The organism is Gemmatimonadaceae bacterium (assembly GCA_019752115.1).
Taxonomy (GTDB): Bacteria; Gemmatimonadota; Gemmatimonadetes; order Gemmatimonadales; family Gemmatimonadaceae; genus Gemmatimonas.
The window spans coordinates 1-26,012 of record JAIEMN010000057.1 but is presented as its reverse complement, the minus strand read 5'-3'; the positions used below and the strand labels follow the sequence as shown (position 1 = coordinate 26,012).

General features: G+C 68.5%; 17 protein-coding genes. 8 read left to right on the top strand and 9 right to left on the bottom strand.

Translation table 11 applies throughout. The features are described from left to right. Positions 1–2,473, top strand: a 2,473-nt coding sequence (locus tag K2R93_19845) for a zinc-dependent metalloprotease (GenBank protein MBY0492104.1), incomplete at its 5' end; no start/stop codon positions are given. Positions 2,474–2,604: 131 nt separating this feature from the next. Here K2R93_19845 and K2R93_19840 read toward each other — a convergent pair. Continuing rightward, positions 2,605–3,375: a DUF2490 domain-containing protein gene (locus K2R93_19840; protein MBY0492103.1), complete on the bottom strand. Its 771-nt coding sequence runs from the start codon at positions 3,373–3,375 to the stop codon at positions 2,605–2,607. 246 nt (positions 3,376–3,621) lie between these two features. Between K2R93_19840 and K2R93_19835 the strand changes: the two genes are divergently transcribed. The 4 genes from K2R93_19835 to K2R93_19820 all read left to right on the top strand — a co-directional run bounded on the left by K2R93_19835 (position 3,622) and on the right by K2R93_19820 (position 11,156). Continuing rightward, on the top strand, positions 3,622–6,816 hold the full coding sequence (locus K2R93_19835; protein MBY0492102.1) for an efflux RND transporter permease subunit: 3,195 nt from the start codon (positions 3,622–3,624) through the stop codon (positions 6,814–6,816). Beyond that, positions 6,813–7,976 (top strand): efflux RND transporter periplasmic adaptor subunit, encoded by a 1,164-nt coding sequence (locus K2R93_19830; GenBank protein MBY0492101.1) that lies wholly within the window; start codon positions 6,813–6,815, stop codon positions 7,974–7,976. Before K2R93_19835 ends, K2R93_19830 begins: the two co-directional genes overlap by 4 nt. A 193-nt stretch (positions 7,977–8,169) precedes the next feature. Beyond that, entirely contained in the window at positions 8,170–8,928 is a 759-nt protein-coding gene (locus tag K2R93_19825) for an Ig-like domain-containing protein (GenBank protein MBY0492100.1), read from the top strand. A gap of 95 nt (positions 8,929–9,023) precedes the next feature. Then, on the top strand, positions 9,024–11,156 hold the full coding sequence (locus K2R93_19820; GenBank protein MBY0492099.1) for a M20/M25/M40 family metallo-hydrolase: 2,133 nt from the start codon (positions 9,024–9,026) through the stop codon (positions 11,154–11,156). A gap of 25 nt (positions 11,157–11,181) precedes the next feature. On the opposite strand, the gene K2R93_19815 is transcribed toward K2R93_19820, so the two are convergent. The 3 genes from K2R93_19815 to K2R93_19805 form a co-directional block, all read right to left on the bottom strand. Beyond that, positions 11,182–12,384, bottom strand: a complete 1,203-nt coding sequence (locus tag K2R93_19815) for a heparan-alpha-glucosaminide N-acetyltransferase domain-containing protein (protein ID MBY0492098.1) — start codon at positions 12,382–12,384, stop codon at positions 11,182–11,184. A 3-nt stretch (positions 12,385–12,387) separates the two neighbouring features. Next, on the bottom strand, positions 12,388–14,553 hold the full coding sequence (locus tag K2R93_19810; GenBank protein ID MBY0492097.1) for a TonB-dependent receptor: 2,166 nt from the start codon (positions 14,551–14,553) through the stop codon (positions 12,388–12,390). Between the two features lie 193 nt (positions 14,554–14,746). Next, positions 14,747–15,271: a hypothetical protein gene (locus tag K2R93_19805; protein MBY0492096.1), complete on the bottom strand. Its 525-nt coding sequence runs from the start codon at positions 15,269–15,271 to the stop codon at positions 14,747–14,749. A gap of 74 nt (positions 15,272–15,345) precedes the next feature. Between K2R93_19805 and K2R93_19800 the strand changes: the two genes are divergently transcribed. Then, entirely contained in the window at positions 15,346–17,211 is a 1,866-nt protein-coding gene (locus K2R93_19800) for a serine/threonine protein kinase (protein ID MBY0492095.1), read from the top strand. Between the two features lie 48 nt (positions 17,212–17,259). On the opposite strand, the gene K2R93_19795 is transcribed toward K2R93_19800, so the two are convergent. Beyond that, a complete protein-coding gene (locus K2R93_19795) occupies positions 17,260–17,877 on the bottom strand; it encodes a TetR family transcriptional regulator (GenBank protein MBY0492094.1) in 618 nt (205 codons plus the stop codon). Between the two features lie 131 nt (positions 17,878–18,008). On the opposite strand from K2R93_19795, the gene K2R93_19790 reads away from it, so the two are divergent. After that, positions 18,009–18,914, top strand: a complete 906-nt coding sequence (locus K2R93_19790) for a pirin family protein (GenBank protein ID MBY0492093.1) — start codon at positions 18,009–18,011, stop codon at positions 18,912–18,914. A 36-nt stretch (positions 18,915–18,950) separates the two neighbouring features. Further along, on the top strand, positions 18,951–19,775 hold the full coding sequence (locus K2R93_19785) for a DUF481 domain-containing protein (GenBank protein MBY0492092.1): 825 nt from the start codon (positions 18,951–18,953) through the stop codon (positions 19,773–19,775). Positions 19,776–19,969: 194 nt separating this feature from the next. On the opposite strand, the gene pdeM is transcribed toward K2R93_19785, so the two are convergent. From pdeM to K2R93_19765, 4 genes are read right to left on the bottom strand one after another with little or no spacing between them, the layout of a single operon-like run. Beyond that, positions 19,970–20,635 (bottom strand): ligase-associated DNA damage response endonuclease PdeM, encoded by a 666-nt coding sequence (pdeM, locus tag K2R93_19780; GenBank protein ID MBY0492091.1) that lies wholly within the window; start codon positions 20,633–20,635, stop codon positions 19,970–19,972. After that, positions 20,632–23,184: a ligase-associated DNA damage response DEXH box helicase gene (locus K2R93_19775; GenBank protein ID MBY0492090.1), complete on the bottom strand. Its 2,553-nt coding sequence runs from the start codon at positions 23,182–23,184 to the stop codon at positions 20,632–20,634. Before K2R93_19775 ends, pdeM begins: the two co-directional genes overlap by 4 nt. After that, positions 23,181–24,782, bottom strand: coding sequence for an ATP-dependent DNA ligase (locus tag K2R93_19770; protein ID MBY0492089.1), 1,602 nt, complete (start codon positions 24,780–24,782; stop codon positions 23,181–23,183). The genes K2R93_19775 and K2R93_19770 overlap by 4 nt, the downstream gene beginning before the upstream one ends. After that, positions 24,782–25,846 carry a ligase-associated DNA damage response exonuclease gene (locus K2R93_19765; protein MBY0492088.1) on the bottom strand — a complete coding sequence of 355 codons (1,065 nt, stop codon included), beginning with the start codon at positions 25,844–25,846 and terminating at the stop codon, positions 24,782–24,784. The genes K2R93_19770 and K2R93_19765 overlap by 1 nt, the downstream gene beginning before the upstream one ends. Positions 25,847–26,012 lie beyond the last annotated feature (166 nt).

Below are 26,012 nucleotides of genomic sequence, written 5' to 3'. Positions count from 1 at the left end.
CGTCCCCGGCGCGCCCACGCCTGGCGCGCCCGGCGCCCCGGGCAACGGACAGCCGCCGGCGAATCCGCTGGCGGGGCTCAACCTTCCCGGCATCGGCGGCGCGGCCGGCGAGCCGAACCCGCGCCCGTACGCGCAGGTCGTCACGCCGCGCGCGAAGAGCAAGAAGGGCGTGTTCGATGTGCACCTCGTGGGCTCGCGGCTCTACTTCGAGATCCCGGGCACGCAGCTGGGCAAGGACTTCCTCATCACGCAGGTCCTCGCCGGCACCAACGCGCCGATCAATGGCAGCACCTACGGCCCCGAGAAGACGGTGCGGTGGGAGCGTCGCGAGAATCGCATCCTGCTCCGCGACATCTCGTACGTGAACATCGCGAGTGACACGACGCAGCAGTCGCGTGCCGCCATGGCGCTGATCGGCCTTTCGCCGATTCTCGCGTCGTTCAACGTGGAAGCGTACGGCAAGGACAGCGCGGCGGTCATTGAGGTGACGCGCATGTTCACCGGCGGCGTGCAGGAGTTCACCGCGCGCGGTCGCCGCGCCACGGTCGACGCGTCGCGCTCCTTCGTGGACAAGTTCAGCGCCTTCTCGCGCAACGTGAACGTCACGGCGGTGCAGACGTACACGCCGGTGGCGGGCGGCGGGCCGGCGATCCCGGGGCTCATCCTGGGTGGTGGCCCGCAGAGTGCCGTGACCGAGGCGTTCACGTACTCGATCGTGCGCCTGCCCGATGATCCGATGATGCCGCGCTTCTTCGATCGTCGCGTGGGCTACTTCGTCACGCCCAAGAGCGACTACGGCTCGAAGGAACAGCGCGTGGTCGAAACCGACTACATCAAGCGCTGGCGCCTCGAGTGCAGCGATCAGAAGGTCGGCAACCTCTGCGTGCCCAAGAAGCCCATCACGTACTATGTGGATCCGGCGACGCCGCAGTGGCTCAAGCCGTGGATCCGCAAGGCCATCGAGGAGTGGCAGCCCGCCTTTGAAGCCGCCGGCTTCTCCAAGGGCATCGTGGCTGCCGATGCGCCGGCGAATGACCCCGACTTCTCGGGCGAAGACGCGAGCGTGACGATGGTGCGCTGGCTCCCGAGCCCGGTTGCCAACGCCCAGGGCCCGAGCCTTGTGGATCCGCGCACCGGCGAAATTCTCGACGCCGACGTGCAGATGTACCACAACATCCTCGATCTGCAGCGTGACTGGTACTTCTCGCAGGTTGGTCATCTCGACGCGCGCGCGCAGAAGTTCCCGTTCCCCGACGAGCTGATGGGGCGCCTGATCGAATTCGTCGTGGCCCACGAAGTCGGCCACACGCTCGGCTTCCGGCACAACTTCAAGGGCAGCTCGATGTACCCGCTCGACTCCATCCGGAGCGCGAGCTGGGTGACCAAGATGGGGCACTCGCCCTCCATCATGGACTACGCGCGCTTCAACTACGTCGCGCAGCCCGAAGACAAGCTGCCGATCGAAACGCTGGTGCCGAAGGTTGGCCCGTACGACAAGTTCGCCACGATGTGGGGCTACTCGGTCATCCCCGGCGCCAAGCGCCCGGAAGATGAGCGCAAGCAGCTCGACAGCTGGGCGCGCATGCAGGACACCATTCCGTGGTACCGCTGGTCGGATGACGCGAGTGCCGGTCAGGCCGATCCGGGCGAGCAGACGGAAAGCGTGGGCGACGCCGACGCGGTGGGCGCCACGACGCTGGGCTTCAAGAACCTCGCGCGCATCATGAAGCTCGTGGAAGCGGCCGCCACGGTGGACAAGACGGCCGACTACGAACTGCTGCGCGACACGTACAACGGCGTCATCAACCAGTGGACGACGGAAGCCAACCACGTCGTGAAGATCCTGGGCGGTGAGAACCGGCAGGAGAAGTACGCGAGCCAGAGCGGCGCGGTGTGGACGCCGGTGTCCAGGAAGCGTCAGCAGGCGGCGATGAAGTTCCTGAACGATCAGGTCTTCGCCACGCCCACGTACCTCATCGACCTGCCGACGCTGCGCAAGCTCGAGTCGGACGGCAACATCGCGCGCATTGCCGGCGCGCAGGGGCGTGTGCTCAACAGCGTGCTGAACAACGGCCGCCTGCAGCGCATGGTGGAGCTGGAAGCCACCAGCAAGCCGGGTGAGGCGTACACCGCGGGCGAGATGCTCACGGACCTCCGCCGTGGTCTCTGGAGTGAACTCGGCAGCGGCGCGCCGATCAACGCGTATCGTCGCCGTCTGCAGAACGCGTATCTCGAGAACATCGCGACCAAGATCAAGCCGGCCGCGCCGAACGCGCAGGATGCGCAGCTGGCGGCGCTGTTCGGGCTCTCGGTCGCCCAGCCGCGCGACTTCCGCGGCCTGCTGAAGGACGAGATGCGGCAGCTCGATCGCGACCTCGCGGCGGCCGTCGGCAAGGCGAGCGACCGCGCCACGCGCGTCCATCTCCAGGATGCGCGCGATCAGATCAAGGCGATGCTGGATGTGACCAAGTAACGGTCACGCGCCACGGCAAAAAGGGGCGGCGGTACGAAGCCATGGAGAGAGAGGTCCCTCTCCGAGGCTCCGCACCGCCGCCCCTCCGCATGGCAGGTACCGCGATGGCCAAACCGCCGCCGAACCGTGCGCTAGCGGCGCGCCTTCCCCGTGTAATGCCACGACACCCACAGAGTGTGATTGATCTCGTTGGCGCGCCGCGCCGCGAACGCATTGTAGAGATTCATATACCCGACTTCGGCACGCATCGTGGCCGACACCGGCAGCCCGACGCCCACCGAGGCGCGGTTCTGGCCAATCGTGAACGTCTGATTGGGGCCGCCCAGCGGCATCAGCAGCTCATCCCAGGCATAGGCGAAGACCGGCCGGGTCGCGAGGCGCACCCCCGGCAGGTCGATCTGCCCGCGCCCCATGTACCGCAGGCGATTCTGGTAGGCCGCCCGCCCGCGGACGAGCACCCCGTCTTCGTCATCCACGTCGGTGGAGGGCACCAGCGGGTGAATCCACCGCTGCTCCAGCCGGTAGCGCTGGGTCACCGCGACCCGCCCGGCCTTGTGGGTGAGCAGGAGCTGCTGCCACAGCCGGGTTTCGCGGCTCGGGTTGGCGGCCGGCAGGCTGCCGTAGGGCGCCGTGGCGATGTACGCCGCGCCTGCGGCCACCCGGACCCCCGGGGTGAGCGTCCACTGAAGGCCAGGGCGCAGCAGGAGCTGCTGCGGCTTGTCCCCGAGGTCCATACGGCGCCAGGAGCCATCGAACCAGAAGGCCGCGCGCTTCGTGAGGGGCTGATCCACAAAGGCGCCGACCCAGAGGGCGTCCTGATGGCGGGTGGTCCAGGGTTGCGCAGGGAGTGACGGCGCGGCGAGGAGCGCGCCAAGCAGAAGCAGCAGAGGGCGGGAACGCATCGAAAGGGAACCAGAATCGGGACCGGGGCCGTGGGCGGTCAGCGCCTGCGCCAACCAGCGTCCGTGGCACTGGTATAGTCTCGTCAGGCGCCCCGGCAGCGATAATGGCCGAGCCCGCATCTTAAGGGAGATTTCATCCCCTCCGGTACGCCGAGCGGAACGGGCACGCCGGCCGTAGTATGCGAAGAGGAATGGCTCGGGCGAACGGTGTCGCCCGCAGGTCGGCGTCACCCGTGCGAAGCGCCCATGTGGATCGTGCAATTGGCCTTGCGGCGCCCCTACACGTTCATCGTAGGGGCCCTGCTGGTCGTCATCATCGGCGTGCTGTCCGCTCTGCGGATGCCCACCGACATCCTGCCGGAGCTCGATATCCCGGTGGTGTCGGTGATCTGGAATTACTCGGGGCTGCCCCCCGAGGAGATGGAGCGGCGCTTCGCGACGCCCTATGAGCGCGCGATCACGACCACCGTCAACGACGTCGAGCATATCGAGTCGAATTCGCTGGCCGGCGTGGTGGTCATCAAGGTCTTCTTCCAGCCCGGGGCACGCATCGAGTCGGCCGTGGCGCAGCTCGCCGCGGTGGCGCAGTCCATCCTGCGCATCATGCCGCCCGGTGCCAATGCGCCCTTCATTGTGCGCTATAACGCTGCCAACGTCCCCGTCCTCCAGCTCGCGCTGGGTGGCGACTCGCTGTCGGAACAGCAGCTCGCCGACCTGGGCACGAACGGCATCCGCACCAAGCTGGCCACGGTGCGCGGCGCGTCGGTGCCCAGCCCGTACGGTGGCCGGTCGCGTCTCATCAATGTGGACCTCGACCCCGACCAGCTGCTGGCCTACGGGCTCTCCCCCACCGATGTCAGCGACGCGATCACGGCCCAGAACCTGGTGCTCCCCAGCGGCACCGCCAAGATCGGCGAGCGCGAATACACCGTTCGCCTCAACGGCAGCACCGAGGCGGTCGAGGCGCTGAACGACCTGCCGATCAAGAACGTCAACGGCGCGCTCATCCGCATTCGCGATGTGGCGCAGGTACGCGACGGCTACTCGGTACAGAGCAACATCGTCCACCGGGATGGCGTGCGCGGGGCCCTCGTCACGGTGCTCAAGAGCGGCGGTGCCAGCACGATCGATGTGGTGAACCGCGTCCGCGAGGCGCTGCCGGGGATCCTCGCCACGCTGCCCAGCGCGCTCAAGGTGGATCTGCTGGCCGACCAGAGCCTCTTCGTGAAGGCCGCGCTCGAGGGGGTGGTGGTCGAAGCGCTCATCGCCGCCTGCCTCACCGCGATGATGATCCTGCTCTTTCTGGGGAGCTGGCGTTCGACGCTCATCGTGGCGCTCTCCATTCCGCTCTCCATCCTCTGCTCGGTCACGGCGCTGGCCGTGCTCGGACAGACGCTCAACGTGATGACGCTGGGTGGGCTGGCGCTCGCCGTGGGTGTGCTCGTGGACGACGCGACCGTCGGTATCGAGAACATCCATCGCGTGCAGGAGTACGAGCCGGACATCGAGACGGCCATCATGCAGGGCGCCGGACAGATCGCCGTGCCCACGCTCGTCTCCACGCTGGCGATCTGCATCGTCTTCGTCCCGATCTTCTTCCTGCAGGGCGCGGCGGGGTCGCTCTTCAAGCCGCTGGCCATGGCCGTCGTGTTTGCGATGATGGCGTCGTACGTCATCTCGCGCACGCTCGTGCCCACCCTGGTGAAGTACGCCATGCAGCGCGAGCGGGCCATCGAGGTCAAGCGCGCTGGCCTGCCGCACCGCCCGGGGCCGTTCGCCCAGCTGCACCACAACTTCGAGGCGTTCTTCGAGCGCGCCCGCGTCCGCTATCGTCTGGCGCTCGCCGGGCTCCTCGAGCGGCCGCTGCGCATCATCCTGCCGGCGCTGCTGGTCCTCGCGTCGGCCGGTGCCCTGGTGCCCTTCCTCGGGCGCGACTTCTTCCCGCCCGTCGATGCCGGCCAGATCCGCCTCCACCTGCGCGCACCGGTCGGCACGCGCGTGGAGGAAACGGCCCGAATCGTCAGCGAGATCGAAGAGGCCATCCGGGCCACCATCAAGCCCGGCGAGCTGGTATCGATCATCGACAACATCGGCCTCAACACCAACAACTCCACCAACCTCGCGTACAGCGACAATCCCACCATCGGCGTCACCGACGCCGACCTGCTCATTGCCCTGGCCCCCGAGCGCACGGTGGAGACCGCCGAGTATGTGCGGAGCATCCGGCGCATGCTGCGCCAGCGGTATCCCGACGTGCTGGCGTTCTTTCAGAGCGCTGATATCGTGGGCCAGATTCTCAACGCCGGCCTGCCCGCCCCGGTCAACGTGCAGGTGGTGGGCACGAGCAAGCTCGACAACGTGAAGGTGGCGCGGGTGCTCGAGAGGCGCCTGCAGCAGATCCCCGGTGCGGTGGATGTGTACCTGCAGCAGCGTCTCGAAGGGCCGCAGCTCGACATCACGGTCGACCGCGTGCGCGCGGCCGCCGTGCAGATGACACAGCGCGATGTCGCCAACGACCTGCTCGTGTCCCTCGCCTCGAGCGGACAGGCGCAGCCGAACGTCTGGCTCAGCCCGCAGAACGGCGTGCAGTACAATGTCTCGGTGATGACCCCGCAGTATCGCATGGCGTCGCTCGAGGACCTGGGGCGCACGCCGGTGATGCCGACCAACGGCACGACGCCGCAACTGTTCTCGAATCTCTCGACCATCAAGCACGGCTCGGCGATGGCGGTCGTGAGCCACTACGACGTGGCCCCCGTCTTCGATGTCTACGCCAATGTGCAGGATCGGGATCTCGGTGCGGTGGCCGCCGAAGTGGATCAGGTGATCGATTCGCTGCAGCCCACGCTCCCCAAGGGCACGACGCTCGTGATGCGCGGACAGGTGGCCAGCATGCGGACGTCCTACACCGGACTGGCCTCGGGGCTCGCGTTCGCGATCGTGCTCGTGTACCTGATCATGGTGATCAACTTCCAGAGCTGGATCGACCCGCTCATCATCAGCGTTGCGCTGCCGGTGGCGCTCGCCGGCGTGCTCTGGGCGCTGTTCGCCTGCGGCAACTCGATCAGCGTGCCGGCGTTCATGGGGGCCATCATGGCCATGGGCGTCGCCACCGCCAACGGCATTCTGGTCGTGGCGTTCGCCAATGAGCAGATGGAGCTCGGGCTCTCCAGTCTGGATGCCGCCCTGGAAGCGGCAGCCACGCGCCTGCGGCCGGTCATCATGACGGCGCTCGCGATGATCGTCGGTATGATTCCCATGGCACTCGGTCTGGGCGAAGGGGGCGAACAGAATGCCCCGCTCGGGCGCGCCGTCATCGGCGGGCTCACCTTTGCCACCTTTGCCACGCTCACCGTGCTCCCGCTCGTGTACGCGCGGTTGCGCGTGTCGCGTACAGTTTCCCGTCCTGCGATGGTGCCCGCGCTGGAGATGGCCTCGTGATGTTGCCTCATGATCTGACACGCCGCCGGAGCGGACGCGTCCTGCCCATCGTCCTCGTGTGCGCATTTCTGGCGATGCTCGCCGCCGGAACGATGCCGCGCCTCGCGCGCTCGAAGGCGCGCAACGACGAACGGGCACTCGCCACCGCCACCCCCACCGTCTTTACCGAAGCGGTCCACACCGATACCGGCTCGCTGGGCGTGGACTTGCCCGGCTCGGTGCAGGGATTGCACGAAACGAACATCTGGGCGCGCACCAACGGCTTCGTGAAGTCGCTGCGCGTCGATATCGGCTCGGTCGTTCGCAAGGGCGACACCTTGCTGACGCTCGACATGCCGGAGGTCCGCGAGCAGGCGCAACAGGCCGCGGCGGTGCTCGAACAGGCGGAAGCGAGTGCGGCACTGGCCCGCACCACGCTCGCGCGCTGGAAGCAGCTCGCCGAGAAGGGCGTGGTCACGCCCCAGGAACTCGAAGAGCGGCAGGCCGCCGCGAATGTGAGCGAGGCCTCGGCGCGGGCCGCGCGCGCGAACGTGGCCAATCTGCGCGAGGTGCTGCGCTTTGGCACGGTGACCGCGCCGTTCACCGGCATCGTGTCGGCACGCGCCGTCGATCTCGGTTCGCTGGTCACCGCGGGGACCACTGCCACCGCGCGGCCGCTGCTCACCGTGGTGCAGACGGACACGATTCGGGTGATGGTGCAGGTGCCCCAGAGTTCGGCGACGCGGGTGACGGTCGGGCTCAAGACCGCCGTGGGGATTCGCGAGCTGGGCGACAGCGCGTTCCTGGGCACGGTCGTGCGCACCGCCGGCGCGCTCGATGTGACCACGCGCTCGTTGCTGACGGAGATTCACATCCCCAATCCGCAGCGGCGCATTCTCCCCGGGATGTTCAGCGCCGTGAAGCTGCGCTTTCCGGGCAAGTCGAACTCGCTGCGCATTCCGGCGATCGCGCTCATCGTGCGCGGCGACGGTCCGCAGGTCGCGCGCGTGGTGCACGATACCGTGCAGCTCACCAAGATCACCCTGGGGCGCGACTTCGGCACGACGCTCGAAGTGCTGAAGGGGCTCGAGGCGGGCGACGCGGTCGTGGTGAACCCGGCCGAGAACCTGACCAGCGGGATGGCCGTGAAGGCCGTCGCCCGCGGCAAGAAGCCGGGATAGTCGGAGCGGTTGGCCCGTCCCGATAAGGACGTGCTAACGATGCCGAAATGCGCCGCGCGCCCGTTAACGGGTGCGCGGCGCCGTCGTTTGCCCCCATGTGCGTCACGGCATCGTGGGGTTGGCGACGACGCGCCAGCACTCCCGCACCTGCATGCCTTGTTGGTATAGACCTGTCGCTCCGAGGATTCCGATCATGTCTCATTCCCTGCGCGTTGTCACGGTTGCCACCATGACCATGGGGGCGTTGGCGGCCTGCTCCAAGAACGACACGGCGACGACCGAGCCCGCCGCCACGGCGTCCACCATTGTCGCCGTCTCCGGCACCGACGCCCATCTGCAGGTGGGGCATGTGGCCGATACGCTGTCGGTGTTCGTCGCGTCGAGCAGCGGCTCGCCGCTCAGTGGCGCAGTGGTGACGTGGCAGGCGTCGGGAACGGATGCGACGCTGAGTGCACCGACCAGTACCACCGACGCGAACGGCATCGCCCGTGTCGTGCTCACGACGGGCACGCAGGCCGGGAGCGGCGCGGTCGTCGCGACCACTGGTGCGGTGTCACCGGTGACCATCTATCTCACCGAACTGCCGGGCGCCCCGGCCAAACTGGTGGCGCTCTCGCCGGCCGTGGATTCGGTCAGTGTGGGGCAGTCCTTCACCTTCCCGGCGGTGTCGCTGCAGGATGCCTACGGCAACGCCATCGCCGGCGCGACGATCGTCGTCTCGGAACCCACGGCGATGGATGGTGATGCGCTGGTCGACCGCACGCTCACCACCGACGCCAACGGTGTCGTCCAGGAGACGTTCGTTCCCGCCAGCATGGCGGGCGTGCGCGCGCTGCAGTTTGCGACCGCCGACGGCAGCCTGAGCGTGACCTATACCGTGGATGTGGTGGCGACCGATGACGGCACGACCACCACGGGGAGTGCCCCCACCGCCCTGCACAGCGGACGCTGATCCGCGGTGCGTCGGCACGGCGCGTACGAGGCGTGTACGAGGCGTGTACGAGGCGTGTACGTGCAAAGTGAAGGCGGGCGCGGTAGCATTGCCGCATGACCCGCCTTCGCTTGTTCCGTCCATCCCCGGCGCGCGCGCTGCTCGTCGCCGCCACGATCGTCTTTTCGGCGCCCGTCTGGCGCCCGCGTCCGCTTGCGGCGCAGCGCGCCCCGCAGGAGGCCGCGCTCGCCGCGTGGATCGGCATCGACGCGCCCACGGGTGAGGAGCCGCGATTCACGCCGGCGCTCGTGGGGCCGCTCACCACCGCCACCGGCGGGCGCGTGACCACCGACGCCTGGGGCAATGTGCTCATGCGCAAGGGCACGGGCGCGATCGCGCGCGTGGTGGCGTGCGCGATCGACAAGCCGGGCTTTGCGGTCACACAGATCACGAGTGAAGGGCTGCTGCGCCTCCATCGCGTGGGCAACGCCGCACACGCGCTCTGGGATCAGGCGCACGAGGGGCAGCAGCTCGAGATTCTCACCGCCACCGGCGTCGTGCCGGCGGTATCGGCCATCGCCAATGGCCACTTTGCCCAGCAGCATCGCCGCGATTCGCTGGTCACCACCGCCGATGAGCTCTGGGTCGATGTGGGCGCGCGCAACGCCGGCGAGGTGGCGGCGCTCGGCGTCCGTCTGCTGGATCCGGTACAGCGTCGCCTCCCTGCATGGCCGTACGCGGGACATGTGGCCGGCGCCAATGCCAGTGGTCGTGCCGGCTGCGCGGCGGTCGTGGCGGCGGCGCGGGGCACGCCCGAGACGGGCACCACGCTCTTCGTGGTCAGCACGCAGGGCGTGCTGGGATGGCCCGGGCTGGGTCGCGTGCTCGCGCGGGAGCCCGGCGCCGCCGGCGCGATGGTCACCGTGGTGACGAGCAGCCGCGGGGCGCGTGTGGATCGCTGGGCGCAGGCCACGAGCCCCGCCGGCGTGCTGGGTGGTGTGAACGCCGCGCTGTTCCGCGCGGGCCACCTGGATTCCCTACACGTGCTGGCGCCCGCCGTGCGCGCCGCCGGCTCGCTGGTCGAGAGCATCGCGCTCACCGAAGCCGACTGGCTCCTCGCGCGGGTCGCCGAGGCCGCCGGCGTGCGCGCCGCCGGAAGCGAATCGTGGATCGTGGTCCCCTCGCGCACGCGCACGGCCGGTACGCGCCCCAACGATGCCCATGCCGCCGTGCAGCGCACGCTGCAGGCGCTGGCGGATCTGCCGGGGGTCCCCGGCATGGAGTGGCGCGTGCGCGAAGCGATCGCGGCGCAACTGCCCGCGTGGGCCAAGGCGGCCAGCACCGTCGATGACGCCGGCAACCTGATCGTGAGCGTGGGGCCGGAACGGGATACGGTCGTGTTCATGGCCCACATGGATGAAGTGAGCTATGACGTGAGCGCGATCGGGCGCGACGGCACGGTCACGCTTCGCGCGCGCGGTGGCGCCGTGAACAGTGCGTGGGAAGGGCAGCCGGCCATCCTGCATCTGCCGCGGCCGGCCAACGGGGTGCCCGATACGCTCACGGGCATCTTCGTGCCGCGCGACAGCGCGCGCGTCAAGAACGCGCGAACGATGAGTGCCTGGTTCGGGCTCGACTCGGCGGCACTGGTCGCGCGCGGCGTGCGCGTGGGGGCGGGCGTGACGATGCCCAAGACGAGCGTGCGGCTCGCCGGCGCGCGTTTCACCGGCCGCAGCATGGACGATCGCGCCGGCAGCACGGCGCTGCTCACCGCCGTACGCGCCCTCGATCCGAAGGCGCTTGACCATCACGTGCTGTTCGTGTGGAGCACGCAGGAAGAGGGCGGCCTGGTGGGCGCGCAGGCCGTCGCGAACCGCGTCGGCGCGTCGGTGCAGCACATCTACAGCATCGACACGTTCGTGAGCAGCGAGTCGCCGCTCGAAAGCCCGCACTTTGCGTTCGTGCGCCTGGGGGCCGGCCCGGTGCTGCGTGCCATCGAGAACGGGAGCCTCTCACCGCGCCGGATCCGCGCGCAGGTGACGGCCGCCGCGCAGGCCGCCGCCATTCCACTGCAGACCGGGCTCACGCAGGGCGGCACCGACGGCACCACCTTTACCTTCTTCGGCGCGCCGAACACCGGCCTGAGCTGGCCCGGTCGCTACAGTCACACTCCGGCCGAAGTGCTCGATCTGGGTGATGTGGAGCAGCTGGCGCGCCTCATCGGGCGGCTGGTGAACGTCCGACCCTGAGGAGACCGCGGATACGCGCGGTGCGTCAGAGGTACCGGGTGATCCAATACCGCTTGCTCGCGCGCAGGCGCGCGTAGCCGCGGGCCGCCGGATAGAGCAGCAGGAGCGTGGCGGCGGTCACCGGCAGGGCGACCCACGGGGCAAATCCGAAACCGACGGGGAGCCCGGTGATCGTGGCCCGGAAATCGAGGGCGCTCCAGGACACGCCGCGCAGCAGCGCCCACAGGAGGGCACCGGCGTGCAGCAGATACAGGTGCGTGATGTAGAGGAACATCGGCACCCGCCCCAGCTCGACGAGCGGCGCCGTCCAACGGGGGCGCGCCCGCTCCCATCGGGCGAGCAGCAGCATCGCCGGTCCGAGCGTCATCAGCACGAACGCCAGCGACATCGGATACTTGGTGGTATTGAGCGCCGCCTGCGCGTTGCCGAGCCACCCATCACCATACGTCGCGGCATGCAGGTCGCCGTACACGTTGGCGGCGCGCAGCAGCACGAAGCACGCGATGGCGAGGAGCCCAGCACGCCACAGCGCGCGCACGCGTGCGTCGGGGGTCGCGATGCGATACCAGCGCCCGGCGGCATCGCCCACGAGCACCAGACCGATCATTGGGAGCACCGGATACGACGTCCGCACGGTCCAGTCACCCCAGAGCGTCAGCACCTGGCGATCGTGCAGCACAGCCCAGATCCAGTGCAGCACCGGCGGCGCGGTGGGATGCCAGCCATCCAGCGTGTTGTGCCCCGCCACCAGCAGCAGACCGAGCAGCGCGCGCGCGCGCACCGGGACGCGCTGGAGCAGCCCCAACACGATGAGACTGACCCCGATGCCCCAGATCACCTGCAGGTAGTGCATCGGCCACACGACCGAGAACGTCCACGCCAGGTGAATGACCGTCACCTCGAGGAGAACCAGCACGAGCCCGCGGGTGATGTGATGCCACGACCAGGGCGCCCGATCGTGCCTATCGACGGCCTGCAGTCCGGCCGACACGCCAGCGAGCACCGTGAAGACGGGCGCACAGAAGTGCGTCACCCATCGCATCCAGAACAGCAGCGGTGGCGTGACCGCGAGATCCATGGGGTCGCTGATGCGCACCGGGGACACGCTGTACTCGCGCGCATGATCGATGACCATGAGCACAATGACGAGGCCGCGCAGCGCATCAATCGCTGACAAGCGCGCGGACCCCGATGCCGTGGTCGGCACCGGGGTCGTGGCAGCGGTCATGCCTCAGCGATCCAACGTCAGCGTCAGGAACAGCGCCCGACGCGCGGCAGGCGAGTGCAGCGTCTGGGCGCCGTCCCACCACACATACTCGACGTAGCGGTTGAAGAGGTTCGTCACGCCCACGCCCAGCGCCGCGGCCTTCCAGCGCCACGAGGCATCGACGTTGACCGTGTGCTGCGCGCCCCACTCCCGCCGATCATTGGCCGGCGTGAGGTGGTAGCGCCCCTGCGCATACGCCCACGCGGCGAGGGTGGCGCCAACGCGCGGCGACCACTCGGCGCCATACTTCGTGGTCCACGCCGGCACATGGTTCAACAGGTTGCCCGCCAGCGCGGCCTGCGCGCGGCCCGGCTCCACAAGCACCGCGCGCTGCGTGGTACCCGCGGCCCAGAGCTGCACCGCGTGTGGCAGGCGCCACGTGCCCTCGACATCGAGCCCCGCCCGCTTCGTCCGGCCGATATTCTCCGAGTCGCCGGAATTGTCGAACTTGAGGCGCACTTCGTCGCTCGCGTGCTGCTGCCAGTAGCCAGCGCGAATGCTGGTGCCGGCGCTCGGCGTCAGCACGACGCCCACTTCGCCGCCATCGTTGCGTGACGGATTGAGCGGGGCGCGGCTGTACCCTGCCAGTCCGGCACCGATCTGGAAGCCGCGTCCGTAGTTCGCGTAGGCGCTCACCTCATCGCTCAGACGCGCGGTGACATTCGCCTTGGGCTGCGGAATCCAGCCGTAGGCAATGAGCGGCGTTTCCACCGGGATCGCCGTGGGCGTCGTACCGTTGTTGACGAACGCCCCGCTGAAGCGATCGAGCCGCAGTCCCGTCGAGAACGACAGCCAGGAGACGGGGGCACCCTGCAGCTGGACGTAGCCGCCGGCATTGTCGAGCGTGAAATCATGATTGCGCAGCGTGGCCTGCCGCGCGCGTTCAACCGTACGGAAGCGGAACTGCTCGTTGGTCTGCTGCTGGACATCGGCCCCCACAGTGAAGCGCACGGCCTGGGCCGTCCAGCGCGCCGGCGACCAGGTCAGCGCTGAGATCGCCCCGGTCTGTCGCTCGTCTTCGATACGCTCCTGCTGCGCGCCGGCGGCCGTGAAGCGGACGTAGCGCACCCGATCGAAACGCTGGGTGTACCCACGCAGGGACCAGCTGATCGTGCTCGTAGGGCGCGCCTCCAGATGCACGCTGCCATGATCGGTATCGATCGTGCCGCCGTCGGTCGCCGAGAAGGTGGGCGAGAACGTCGGCGCCGTACGCGACTGCGCCAGCGTCAGATATCCAGGCGCATCGGTGTCGAGGCGATGGGCGCGGGCGATCACGCCCACGCGAAGGCGCGCACTATCGGAGGTGTAGAACCACTTGCCCGACGCCGACCAGCGATCGTGCCCCGCGTTGTCGCGGTAGCCGTTGGAGCGGCGCACGCCCGCGAAGACCGTCTGGCTGAATCCGCCGCGCACGGCGCCGGTCAGCACCTGTGCCTCGGTCGTGCCGAAGCTCCCCGTCTGCAGGCGCGAGGTAAGGAAGTTCGTGCTCGCGCGCTGCGTCTCCACCGACACGTTGCCGGCCAGGTTGAAGAGACCGAAGCGCGGATCGTGCGTCCCGCGCACCACTTCCATCCGGCCGATTTCTAGCGGGAAGAGCGCATTCATCTCGGTCACACCGCTGTTGAGGTTCGACGGGATGCCGTCGATGAGCAGCTTCGTGCTGCCGATCTCGCTTTCGGTGTTGAAGCCGCGGATGCCGATATCGCCCGATATCACGCCCTGGTTGAACTCGGCGCGATACACGCCCGGCATTTTGCGCAGCAGCTCCTGACTGACGGCGACGTTTTCGCGGGCGAGCTGCTCGCCCGAGAGCACCGACACCGAGCCGGCGAGCGCATCGGCGCCGGGGTGGAGCGGCGTCCCGACCGTGCTCGCGCCGACCACCTGCACCGCCTGGAGCTGGCGGGCCCGTTCGAGGCGAATCTCGAGCGCGGCCTCGCCCTGTGGCACTCGCACGGTGCGCACAGCGGGGAGATAGCCGAGCGTACGCGCCACGACCGTGTACTGGCCGCCGCCCGCCACGCGGAGCACAAACCGACCGGTCGCCGAGCTCTGCCCGGTGACCAGACGGCCACTGGGATCGGTGGCGGAGAGCTGCGCGGCCGCGAGGGGACCGTTCGCATCACGCACGACACCGTAGACCGAATCGATTTGCTGGGCACCAGAAGGCGCAGCAATAGAACAGCATGCAACCGCTATAACGACAGAAGCGCGAATGTTCGCGAGTAAGCACGGAGACGACACGACGCCCTCGAGGTTGTTGATATTGCGAAGAAAATATCAACAACGATCGGCGGCGCAATCGCGGCGACTGGAAAGTCCGCTACCGCACCCGCGTCAGCGTCAGTCGCTGGATCCCGCGAGCCGTCAACGTGACCAGCCCCTCGGACGCCGGGCGGTCGGCCACGGTGAAGATCTCCTCCTCGAGCGTATCGCCGCGGACGCGCAACTGACTGGTCAGCAGCAACGAGCCCATCTTGAACGCCGAGACGAGGACGTCGCCCAGCAGCTGGGCTGCCAGCCGCACGCCGCCCCCCTCATCGACGTAGAGATCCGCCGGCCCCGTGCCGCGACAGAGGCGGTAGTCCTTCACGCCGCGCACGGTGTCGCGTTCGGTGTAGGTCGTCTTCCATGGGACGCAGGTCGCGTCGGCGCTGGGGAAGGCACCAAGCTCCATGGTGACGGCCACCGTGGGCGCATTCGGTCGCAACGGCAGATTCACCAGCGTGCCGCGCCAGACGCCCGCCACGTTCGGGACCGCCGGCGCCGACTGACCGGCCGCGCGGCCACTGACCATGACGAGCACCATCAGGCTTCTGAGCAGCGCCCCCGTCTTCCAGTGGTGCATCACGTCTCCAGGCATGGGAAAGTCCCCCGCACCCCTGCAACCCGGGGCGACATGACCCGTAGTTTACCTGACGCATGACCCAATACGCTCCCTCCAGCGCCGCCGAGCTGGCCGCCTTCCGCGCCGCCCTGTCGGGCCAGTACGACATCCAACGCGAGCTGGGTCGCGGCGGGATGGGCATTGTGCTCCTGGCCCGCGATGAGCGCCTCGATCGCGCCGTCGCCCTCAAGGTCCTGCCGCCGCAGCTCGCCGAGGTCGCGGACACGCGCGAACGCTTTCTGCGCGAAGCCCGCATGGCCGCGCAGCTGTCGCATCCGAACATCGTGCCCGTCTATCGCGCCGACGATATCGGCGGCTTCGCGTTCTTCGCGATGGGCTACGTGGATGGCGAAACGCTCGCCGACCGCATCCGGGACCGCGGCACTCTCGCCGCCGCCGAAGTGGTGCGGGTGCTGCGCGAAGTCGCGTGGGCGCTCGCCTACGCACACGCGCGCGGCATCGTGCACCGCGACATCAAGCCCGAGAATATTCTGCTCGAGCGCAGCAGCGGGCGCGCCATCGTCACCGACTTCGGGATCGCGCGCGCCGACTTCAATCCGTCGCTCACGCAGGACGGGCTCGTGCTCGGCACCGTGAACTACATGAGCCCCGAGCAGTCGAGTGGCGAACCGCTCGATGGCCGGAGCGATCTCTACGCCCTGGGCTGCATCGGCTTCCTCGCCCTGAGCGGGCGTCTGCCCTTCGAAGGCACGAGCCCGCAGGCCATTCTGGTCGCCCATGCGACCAAGGAACCGCCCACGCTGCGCAGTGTGGCGCCCGGGGTGTCGCCGGCGCTCGCGGCGGTGATCGATCGCTGCCTGCGCAAGCGCGCCGATGATCGCTACGCGAACGGCGAAGCGTTGGCCGAAGCGCTGGGGAAGGCGCTACAGGCCATGGAGAGCGAACAGCGCGACGTGCAAGGCGCGGCGGTGCTCTCGAGCGACGATGCGGCCGCCGTGTGGCGACGCGCGGCCGAGTTGCAGGCCGAGGCGGCCGCGCGGCTCGAGCTGCGCATGCGCACCGGCAACGAGACGCGCGCGCTGGTTCCGGCCGGCGCCACGCAGGCCGACGCGACGGTCGCGCCGACCGATGCGTATCGACTGCGCGATGTCGAAGCCGCGGCGGTTGAGGCGGGGATCTCGCAGCGCTACGTCGCCCTCGCGCTCGATGAGTTGCGCGCGAAGCCCGCCGGTCAGGCGCTCGCGCCCGCGGTGTCGCCCTTCCGCGACCGCTTGGCCACGCGCCTCCTCGGCACCTCGCAGCGCACGCTCGCCGTGACGCGCACCTTCCGGTCGCCGCCGCGCACCGTCCTGCAGGCCCTGGGACGCACCTGGCAGTCACACCCGTGGTCGCTCACGCTGCGCGACACGCTGGGTGGGCACCCCTTGGATGGCGGCGTCCTGCTGTTCGACCTGCCGAACATGACCGGCATGAGCGACTACAAGTGGTCGTGGACGCGTTACGGCGTGTACGTGCCGCAACTGCGGGCCTCGATTGCGCCGGTCCCGGGCGATTCTCGCTCGTGCGAGGTGACGATCACGATCGATCTGCGCGACGGGCTCAACGTGAATCTGTACGGGTACAGCGCGGTCGCCGGTGGCGGCTTCGGCGTCGGCGGCATCATTGGGCTGGCGATTGCCAAGAAGGCGTTGCTGATGGCCGGCGCCGCGCTGTTGGGGCCCGCGGCGGCCGCGGGCATTCTGGCGGGGGCGGCAGTCACCCTGTGCGTCGGTCCGCTCTATCGCTGGGAAATCCGCAAGGCGGAGGACGAACTGCGCGCGGCGCTCTCCGCGATCGATGTCGGCATGCGCGCGCTCGACATCTTTGGTGAAGCGCCGCCACCACTCCCACCGCCCGCGCGTTCCCGCGATGACGGCGTGTTGCCGATCATCATCAGCTGACCATTATCAGCTGAGCGGCATCAGCTGAGCGGCGTCAGCTGAGCCGTATTAGCTGAACACCATCGTCGGCACGAGCTGACTCGCCAACCGCGTCGCGAGCGCGAGCCGATCGCGCTGTACGGCGGCCACCATCTCTTCGCGCATCGGTTCGCGAATCGGTGGGGCGAGACAAGCCACGGCGGTCATGGCACCCAACAGGCTCGCGAGTTCACCCAGCGTGGCCGTATCGTCGGCGCGACGCCACGGGTTGATGGCGCGCCCGAGCACGCCGTCATCGGTCATGGCGAGCCGCAGCACGTGCCGCAGCGCGCGGCTGCCGCCGGCCAGCTCACGCGCCACCAGTTGCATGGCCGCCGACGCACCGTGGTCATCGAACAGCAGATCGCGCAACAACGTGGCGCCGGCCTCCTGCCGCTGCTCGGCGGTGCGCGCGCGGGCCACATCGCGCTCGAGCGGCGCGAGCACACGCAGCACCGCCTGCGCGATCACCGCCACGTAGAGCTCTTCCTTGCCGCGAAAGTGGTAGCTGACGGCGGCGAGGTTGGCGCCGGCGCGATCGGTGATTTCGCGAACCGTCCCTGCCTCGAACCCACGGGCCGCAAAGACATCGAAGGCCGCGTGCAACAACCGTTGCCGCGTGATCTCACCGGTCGAGGAGTCAGCCATGGGAGCGAAGCGAGGGCGCAGGGAGGTCATGCCGTGATAACAACCGAGAGGGCCGGCACCCTCTGTCCCACGCCCTTGCATTTGCTCAGCACTGAGATAGATTATCGGTCATCTCAATTTCGGAGCCCCGGATGTCCATTCGCCCCGTCAAGCGTATCGTCTCAGCCCAGCCGACCATGGAAGGCGCCGGCGTGCATCTGCACCGGGCCTTCGGCTTCGGCAATACCAGCGAGACCGACCCGTTTCTGCTGTTCGACGATTTCCGGAATGACATTCCGGCGCACTACAAGGCGGGCTTCCCCTGGCATCCGCATCGGGGGATCGAAACGATCACCTACGTGCTGGCGGGCAACGTCGAACACGCCGACTCGCTGGGTAATCGCGGCCTGCTGGGCGCCGGGGATGTGCAGTGGATGACTGCGGGGAGCGGCATCGTGCACCACGAGATGCCGCACGGCGACCACATGGGGCAAATGCACGGTTTCCAGCTGTGGGCGAATCTGCCGAGCTCGCTCAAGATGACGGCTCCGCGCTATCAGGATGTCCGGTCGAAGGACGTCGCCGAGATCATCGATGACGACGGCACGACGGTGCGCGTGATCTGCGGCGAGTTCTGGGGCAAGCGCGGGCCGGTGGACGGCATCGCGGCCGATCCCTGTTACCTCGATGTCTTCGTCCCGGCGGGCGTCAAAAAGGCGCTGCCGGTGGACGCATACCGCAGTACCTTCGCCTACATTTTTCAGGGCAGCGGCTCGTTCCGGCACGCGTCGGACCCGATGGGGGTCCTGACCGAGCGAACGGCCGGGAACGACGATGATCTCGTGCGCGATCGCACGGGCAATCGCTCGCTCGTGCTCTTCGACAGCGGGGACGAAGTTGTCGTGCGCGCCGGTGAGGAAGGCATTCGCTTCCTGCTGGTGAGCGGCGCGCCGATCAAGGAACCCGTGGCATGGTATGGACCGATCGTGATGAACACCCAGGCCGAGATCAATCAGGCCATGCGCGACCTGCGCGAGGGGACGTTCATCAAGCACTGACCCCGCAGGAGTGGACTCCGAGGTAGGGCTGGCCCGATGACGTCGCGTGTGCTGCTGCTTTCCCTGTGGTGTGTCGCGGGACTGTCGCCGACCCGGTTGGTGGCGCAGCCCGCGTCAGCGCCGGCATCCGCCACGAGTGCGGCGAGCCCGTCGGCCCCCAAGGCCACGCCGGCGACGCCAAAGAAGAAGCCGTTCGACTTCAGCGGATCACTCGGCTTTTCGCAGGCGAGTGGGAACGCCAATGCGCTCACCACCAACATCACGAACAAGCTCAAGTACTCGATGGCGGGGTGGCAGGTCCAGCAGGACCTCGCCTTCTACTACGGCGAAGCGAACGACAAGGTCAACACGAATTTCTGGAACGGTGGCTTGCGCGCCGAGCGCGCGATCGTGAAGCGCATGGGCGCGTTCGTCGCGTCGCGCTACGATCGCAATCTGCTGCAGGGCGTGCAGAACCGCTTTCAGCAGGGCTTCGGGCTCAACGTCGCGGCGGTTGATGAGAAGCGCAACAAGCTGAACGTCTCGCTCGGTGGTTCGTTCTTCTCCCAGCAGCTGACGCCGGGCTCCACCGCCAAGGTCTCGCGGGCCTTCCCGGCGGCGCGGGCGGCGTTCGACTACCGCCACAAGTTCACGGATGCGGCGTATGTCCAGCAGACCGCCGAGTACCTCCCGGCGGTGGGTGATACGGCCACGTCGTATTTCGTGAACACCGAAAGCGCCGTCATCGCCCCGATCTCCAAGAATGTGGGGCTCAAGATCGGTTACGTGATCCGCTACAACTCCGATCCGCCGATTCGGAACAGCATTCAGCTGCGGACGACGGATACGTTTTTCTCGTCGGGGGTGACGCTGACGTTCTAGCGACGTTGGGCGTGCGCGTTTCGGAGGTCAGATGTCAGACATGAGAGGTGAGTAACCCCTGAGAGTTCAGGGCGTAGAACGTCAGGGGGGAGAGCTCAGGACAGCGGCCGCAGTCCTGAGCTCTCCCCCCTGACATTCTTCCGCCTGAGCTCTCGGGGGTTACTCACGTCGGACCTCGGGACCGATGTCAGATGTCAGATCAGGAGTACCTCATCCCCCGCCACCACATAGACCGCATCCCCCGCATCCCGCTCATACATCCCGCCCCCCGTAAAGCTGGAGAACGCCGGGAGCACACCAACCGAGGCGCCGAAGACAAACGCCGGCAGCCGCGCACTCTGCTTGCCGCGCCCGCGTACCGTCACGCACGGGTGCAGGTGGCCGCTCAGCACATAGCCGTCGGGCCAGGGTTCGGGTTCGTGTACGCCGATGAACGGCCCCAAACGATACGGCGCATCCACGCACGCAATGCGAAGCGCGCTCGGGGGATCCCCCGCGTGTGCGTCGTGATTCCCGCGCACCAGCGTCATCGAGACATTGGCATGCTGCTCGCGCCAGGTGGCGATGGTGCGGAACGTCTCCTCGTGGCGCCCACTGCGCGCGTGCAAGAGGTCGCCGAGCACGACCAGATGCGACGCCTGCGTCGCGCTCAGCGCGCTCGACAGGCGGGCGAGATCACTCGACGTGGTGCCCATCGGGACCGGCACATGCGCGGCACGAAAGGCAGCGGCCTTGCCCCAGTGCACATCGGCCACCACCAGGGTGTCGAGCGACGGCATCCACAGCGCGCGTTCGGGGAGCAGCACGAGGCGCTCGCCGGCCACCGTGCGCTCGAGGGCGCCCGCGATGGCGCGCGTCATGTCCGTGTCCCGGTGGCGCCCATGAGGCGCTCCACCGTCTGACCAATCTTGAAAACACTCGCCGAGCCGCTCCGCGTGGGCTTCTCGGCGGCAACGGTCATCTTGCGCACCCGATCAGCCAGCTTCTCGGTACTCAGCTTGGCGCGGGTGATGTCGACCATGAGCGGGAAGGCGAGCGGCGTGGGGCGCTCCACGTCTACCAACCGCACGGTACTCGTGGAGAGACGGGCCAGCACGCGCCCGAGGCGACTGGCTTCGAGTTGCCGCTCGAGGACTTCGCGCTGCGCCTGCTGCACCAGCAGGTTCCCTTCGTCGTACTTCGCGAACACATCGTAGAGCAAACTGCTCGAGGCCTGCACCTGCTTCATGCTTTTGTTCTGTCCGGGATAGCCTTGAAAGATGAGCCCCGCGACGCGCGCGATCTCGCGGAACTGGCGTCGCGCGAGCTCGGCCGCGTTGAGGCTCTGCGTGATGTCGTGGAGCAGGTGCGTGGTGGCCAGGAGCCCCGCCTCGAGCGCCTCTTCCAGCGGTGCGGACTCGGGGCTCAGCAACTCGAAACCGTAGTCGTTCGCCGCGAATGAAAAGCTGATCGGCACGAGCTGCGCAATGCGGTAGGCGCACAACGCGGCCAGCCCTTCGTGCACCAGCCGCCCCTCGAACGGGTACACGAAGAGATGATGTCCGTCGCGCGTCTCGGTCCGCTCAATGAGCAGCTCGTCCGGCCGCGGAATCACACTCCGCTCGGCTTGCGTCTGCAGTACCGGCTTCACCGCCTGCAGCTCCGGCGTGGCGTAGTGCCCCTGCCGCGCGGCTTCGAGCGTATCGCGCACCGCCGCCGCGAGCTCGGTGGAGAGCGGCATGCGTGCCCCTTGCCACCGCGGAATGGCCCCACTCATCCCCTTGGCCTTCCGCACCCACGCCACCAGGTCGCGCAGCCGCACGAACTCCAACGGTTGGCCGGCAAAGGTGAACTTGTCGCCCGCCGTCAGGCGCGAGACAAACGATTCCTCCACCGTCCCAAGGCGCCGCCCGGACAGGTACTTCACCGCAATCGCCGCATCGCTCACGATCGTGCCGATGTTCAGCACATGCCGCAGCGCCACCCGCCGATCCGTGACGGTATAGACTCCGCGCTCCTCCGCCACCTTCGCGTACTCGGGGTAGGCGCGAAGCGCCTGCCCCCCATGGGAGATGAAGGCGATGACCCAGTCGAGCTCGGCCTCGGTCAGCAGGCGATACGCCCTCGTGGTGCGCAGTTCCGCCAGCACCGCCTCGCGCGTGAACCCACCACCCAGCGCGAGCGTGACGAGATGCTGCGCGAGCAAGTCGAGCGGGCGATCGAGCGGGTCGCGACTCTCAATGCGATTGGCGGCAATCGCATCGCGCGCCGCCGAGACCTCAATGAGCTCGAAGGCATGCGTGGGCACGCACACAATGCGCGACGTGCGCCCGGGGTTGTGCCCCGAGCGGCCGGCACGCTGCAGCAGTCGCGCGACGCCCTTGGGGCTCCCTACCTGCATCACGACATCCACCGGCGTGAAGTCCACGCCCAGGTCAAGTGAGCTGGTGGCCACCACGATGCGATAGCGCCCGGTCTTGAGACCGTCCTCCACATCCTCGCGCTGCGTCCGAGACAGGGAGCCGTGATGAATGGCCGTGAACTCGAACCACGACGGATTGGCCGCGATGATGCTCTGAAACCAGATCTCGCACTGCGAGCGCGTGTTGGTGAACACAATCGCACTCTGCGCCTGCTCGAGGCGGCGCATCACCTCGGGGAGCAGCTTGGTGTTGAGGTGCCCCGCCCATGGAAACCGGTCCATCGTCTCCGGGACCAGCGCTTCGATCTCCACCGTCTTGGGCACCACCCCACGCACGAGGCGCGCGGGTTGCGGTGTGCCGTCAGCCTGGTAGCCCAGGAGTGTCTCGGCGGCGACATCCAGATTGCCCAGGGTCGCCGATACGCCCCAGGTGCGCAGCGCCGGGCAGAGTGCACGCAACCGGGCCAGACAGAGCTCCACCTGCGCGCCACGCTTGGTGGAGAGCAGCTCGTGCCACTCGTCTACGATCACGGCGCGCAGATTGGTAAAGAGCGCAGCGTGATCCTGTCGACAGAGCAACAGCGACAGCGATTCGGGCGTCGTGACCAACGCCGTTGGCAGGCGCTCGCGTTGCCGCGCGCGACGCGCCTGGGAGGTGTCACCGGTGCGCGACTCCACGGTCCACGGCAGCCCCAGCTCTTCGACCGGGAGTTTGAGCGCCTGCTCCGTGTCGGCGGCCAGCGCCCGCAACGGCGTAATCCACAACACGCGCAACGCCTCCGCATCGGCGCGTCGACGCGCCTTCCTCGGCGCCGCCTGCTCGGCCATCGCTTCGAGCACCGGCCCCATCCAGGCGGCGTACGTCTTGCCCGTGCCGGTGGCGGCGTGAATCAGCCCCGACTCGCCGCGCGCATAGGCGTCCCACACCTCCCGCTGAAAGGCGAAGGGTTCCCAGCCGCGCGTGCCGAACCAGTGCTCGAGTCGTGCCGCCGCCGTCACGTCGCTCACGCGGAGGCTCCGGCATCGAGCAGGGCGCGCACGGTCTCGAGGGTATCCGCCTCGCGCGCCGGCTTGTCCTGTCGCCACCGCGCGATGCGCGGAAAGCGCACGGCCAATCCGCTCTTGTGGCGCGTGCTGCGCTGAATGCCTTCAAAGGCGAGTTCGAACACGAGCTCGGCCTTGACGGTGCGCACCGGGCCGAACTTCTCGAGCGTGTTGGCCTTCACGAAGCGATCCACCTCGCGAATCTCCGCGTCGGTGAGGCCGCTGTACGCCTTCGCGAACGGCACGAGGGTGTCGCCATCCCAGATGGCAAAGGTGTAGTCGGTGTAGAGCCCTGCGCGCCGCCCGTGCCCGGCCTGCGCGTACACCAACACCGCATCCACCGTGAGCGGGTTCACCTTCCACTTCCACCAGTCGCCCACCTTGCGCCCCACGCCATACGGCGCGGCGAGGCGTTTGAGCATCAGCCCCTCGCTCTGCTGCGCGCGCGCCTGCTGCCGCGCGGCGGCGGCGTCGCCCCAGGAGTCGACGGGAACCACCGGTGACAGCCCTATCGCCGCGCCGGTCGGCAACGCGGCGACGAGTCGCGTGGCCCGCGCGCGGCGTGCCGCCATCGACTCGGCGCGCACATCGGCGCCCCCGTCCTCAAGGCAGTCGTACACCAGCAGATGACAGGGCACATCGGCGAGCAGCTTCTTCCCCACCGTCTTGCGGTTGATGCGCTTCTGCAGCTCGGTGAACGGGAGCGGCTGCCCATCGCGCCAGGCGAGCAGTTCACCGTCGAGCACGGTGCCGTCGGGCAACCACGCCGCGCTCGCCTCCACCTCGGGAAAACGCCCGCTGAGCAGCTCCTCACCGCGACTCCACAGCAGGGTCTGACCGCGACGCCGCACCAGCTGACAGCGAATGCCGTCCCACTTCCATTCGAGCTGCCAGTCGCGCACGTCGCCGAGCGATTCCGGCGCCGCCTCGAGTGGGTACGCGAGGTAGAACGGATACGGCCGGCTCCAGTTGCTCTCGTCGCTCTCCGCCTGCAGCAGCCGCGCATACCACTCGGCGCTTGGCTCCCACTGCCCCATCAGGCGATGCGCCAGCGCATCGGCGGGCACCCCGCTCACCTGGGCGAGCGCGCGCACGACCAGGCCGTCCGAGACGCCCACGCGAAAGGCGCCGGTGATGAGCTTGTTGAAGACAAAGCGCGAGGTGCCGCCGAGTCGCGACCATGCCTCACGCAACGCGGCCCGCTGCGCATCAGGCGCCATGCGCGCCAAGGGGAGCAGCCGCTCCTCCACCCACCAGGCAAAGGGCGCGTCGTCGTCCCCGGTGGTCTCGGGGACGAGCAGGGTGATGGCCTCCGCCAGATCACCCGCCTGCGCGTAGCTCTCCTCGAACAGCCACATCGGCACGTTGGCCGCCTCGGCCGCCCACGCGCGCAGATCGGGCGCCTTGACCAGGCGCTTCGGGCGGCGCCCCAGCAGGAACGCCGCCGCCCACGCCGCGTCGGCGTTGGACGCGGTGCCAAAGAACGCCACCAGTGCCGCCACCTTTTCATTGGTGGCCGTTGTGGCATCGATGGCGTCGTAGAGATCGGCGAAGGCGCGCATTAAGCCATCGTCTCATCGGCTGTGTCTGCCGGAGCTTCCGCACTCGCATCATGCCCGCTGTCGGCCGCCGCGTCGCCCTCCCAACGCGTCGCGAGCACGTGCGCGTCGCGCCCCTGCTCGGTGAGCCACTGCACCACCTGGCTCGTGAACCCATGCGTCACCCACACCTGCTCGGCGCCGGTCGCCTCGATGGCGCCGAGCAGTTGCGGCCAGTCGACATGATCGGAGCAGGTGAAGCCGGCATCGACGCCCCGCCGGCGGCGCGCGCCGCGCACGCGCATCCAGCCGCTGGCGAAGGCTGTGCGTGACTCACCGAAGCGGCGCATCCAGCTCGTGCCGATCACACTCGGTGGCGCGATGACGATGGCGCCCGCGGTCGGTTCGCCCTTCGCGAGATCGCCCACGTAGCGCGTTGGCGGCAAGGTGACGCCCGCCTCGCGGTACAGCGTCGTCATCCGCTCCACCGCGCCATGCGTGAGGATGGGGCCGATCGCCGGGTCGAGCATGGCGAGCAGTCGCTGCGCCTTGCCCAGCGCGTAGCCGCAGAGCACCGACGTGCGCCCCGCACGCACATTGCCGGCCCACCAGGCATTGATCTCCGCGGCCACCTGCGCCGGCGGGGCCCACTGATAGATCGGCAGGCCGAACGTGCTTTCGGTGATGAAGGTGTGGCAGCGCACCGGCTCCCACGGCGCACAGGTCGGATCGGGATCGGTCTTGTAGTCGCCGCTCACCACCCACACCTCGCCGCCGTACTCCACGCGCACCTGCGCCGAGCCCAGGATGTGGCCCGCCGGGTGCAGCGAGAAACGCACGCCGTTGATCGTACGGGTCTCGCCGTACGGCATGGACTCGAGCCCACGCGCCCACGTGCCCAGCCGCTCGCGCGACACGCCAGCGCCGGCGTCACTGACGAGATAGGCGTCGCATCCCCAGGTGAGATGGTCCCCGTGCGCATGCGTGACCACGGCGCGCGGCACCGGCTTCCAGGGATCGATAAACACATCCGCGGCCTCACAGTAGAGGCCGCGGTCGCTCACCGTGAGCAAGGGCGGGTGGGCCATGGGGGTAGAATGCGGGGGAAGGGCGGAGGTTCCGGGGGGTCGGGTCAGATCGGAAGTCAGAGGTCGGAGGTCGGAGCTGAGACGTGAGTAACCCCTCAGTAGCTGTGTTGAAAGTCAAGCGGTGGTGAGGGACGGGGCAGCCCAGCGCTGCCCCGTTTTCATCATG

What these genes read in the sequence shown, in the direction of transcription:
- K2R93_19840 (MBY0492103.1), bottom strand. Translation starts at nt 3,375, where the DNA reads ATGCGTTCCCGCCCTCTGCTGCTTCTGCTTGGCGCGCTCCTCGCCGCG.
- K2R93_19835 (MBY0492102.1), top strand. Translation starts at nt 3,622, where the DNA reads ATGTGGATCGTGCAATTGGCCTTGCGGCGCCCCTACACGTTCATCGTA.
- K2R93_19825 (MBY0492100.1), top strand. Translation starts at nt 8,170, where the DNA reads ATGTCTCATTCCCTGCGCGTTGTCACGGTTGCCACCATGACCATGGGG.
- K2R93_19820 (MBY0492099.1), top strand. Translation starts at nt 9,024, where the DNA reads ATGACCCGCCTTCGCTTGTTCCGTCCATCCCCGGCGCGCGCGCTGCTC.
- K2R93_19815 (MBY0492098.1), bottom strand. Translation starts at nt 12,384, where the DNA reads ATGACCGCTGCCACGACCCCGGTGCCGACCACGGCATCGGGGTCCGCG.
- K2R93_19805 (MBY0492096.1), bottom strand. Translation starts at nt 15,271, where the DNA reads ATGCACCACTGGAAGACGGGGGCGCTGCTCAGAAGCCTGATGGTGCTC.
- K2R93_19800 (MBY0492095.1), top strand. Translation starts at nt 15,346, where the DNA reads ATGACCCAATACGCTCCCTCCAGCGCCGCCGAGCTGGCCGCCTTCCGC.
- K2R93_19795 (MBY0492094.1), bottom strand. Translation starts at nt 17,877, where the DNA reads ATGGCTGACTCCTCGACCGGTGAGATCACGCGGCAACGGTTGTTGCAC.
- K2R93_19790 (MBY0492093.1), top strand. Translation starts at nt 18,009, where the DNA reads ATGTCCATTCGCCCCGTCAAGCGTATCGTCTCAGCCCAGCCGACCATG.
- K2R93_19785 (MBY0492092.1), top strand. Translation starts at nt 18,951, where the DNA reads ATGACGTCGCGTGTGCTGCTGCTTTCCCTGTGGTGTGTCGCGGGACTG.
- pdeM (MBY0492091.1), bottom strand. Translation starts at nt 20,635, where the DNA reads ATGACGCGCGCCATCGCGGGCGCCCTCGAGCGCACGGTGGCCGGCGAG.
- K2R93_19770 (MBY0492089.1), bottom strand. Translation starts at nt 24,782, where the DNA reads ATGCGCGCCTTCGCCGATCTCTACGACGCCATCGATGCCACAACGGCC.
- K2R93_19765 (MBY0492088.1), bottom strand. Translation starts at nt 25,846, where the DNA reads ATGGCCCACCCGCCCTTGCTCACGGTGAGCGACCGCGGCCTCTACTGT.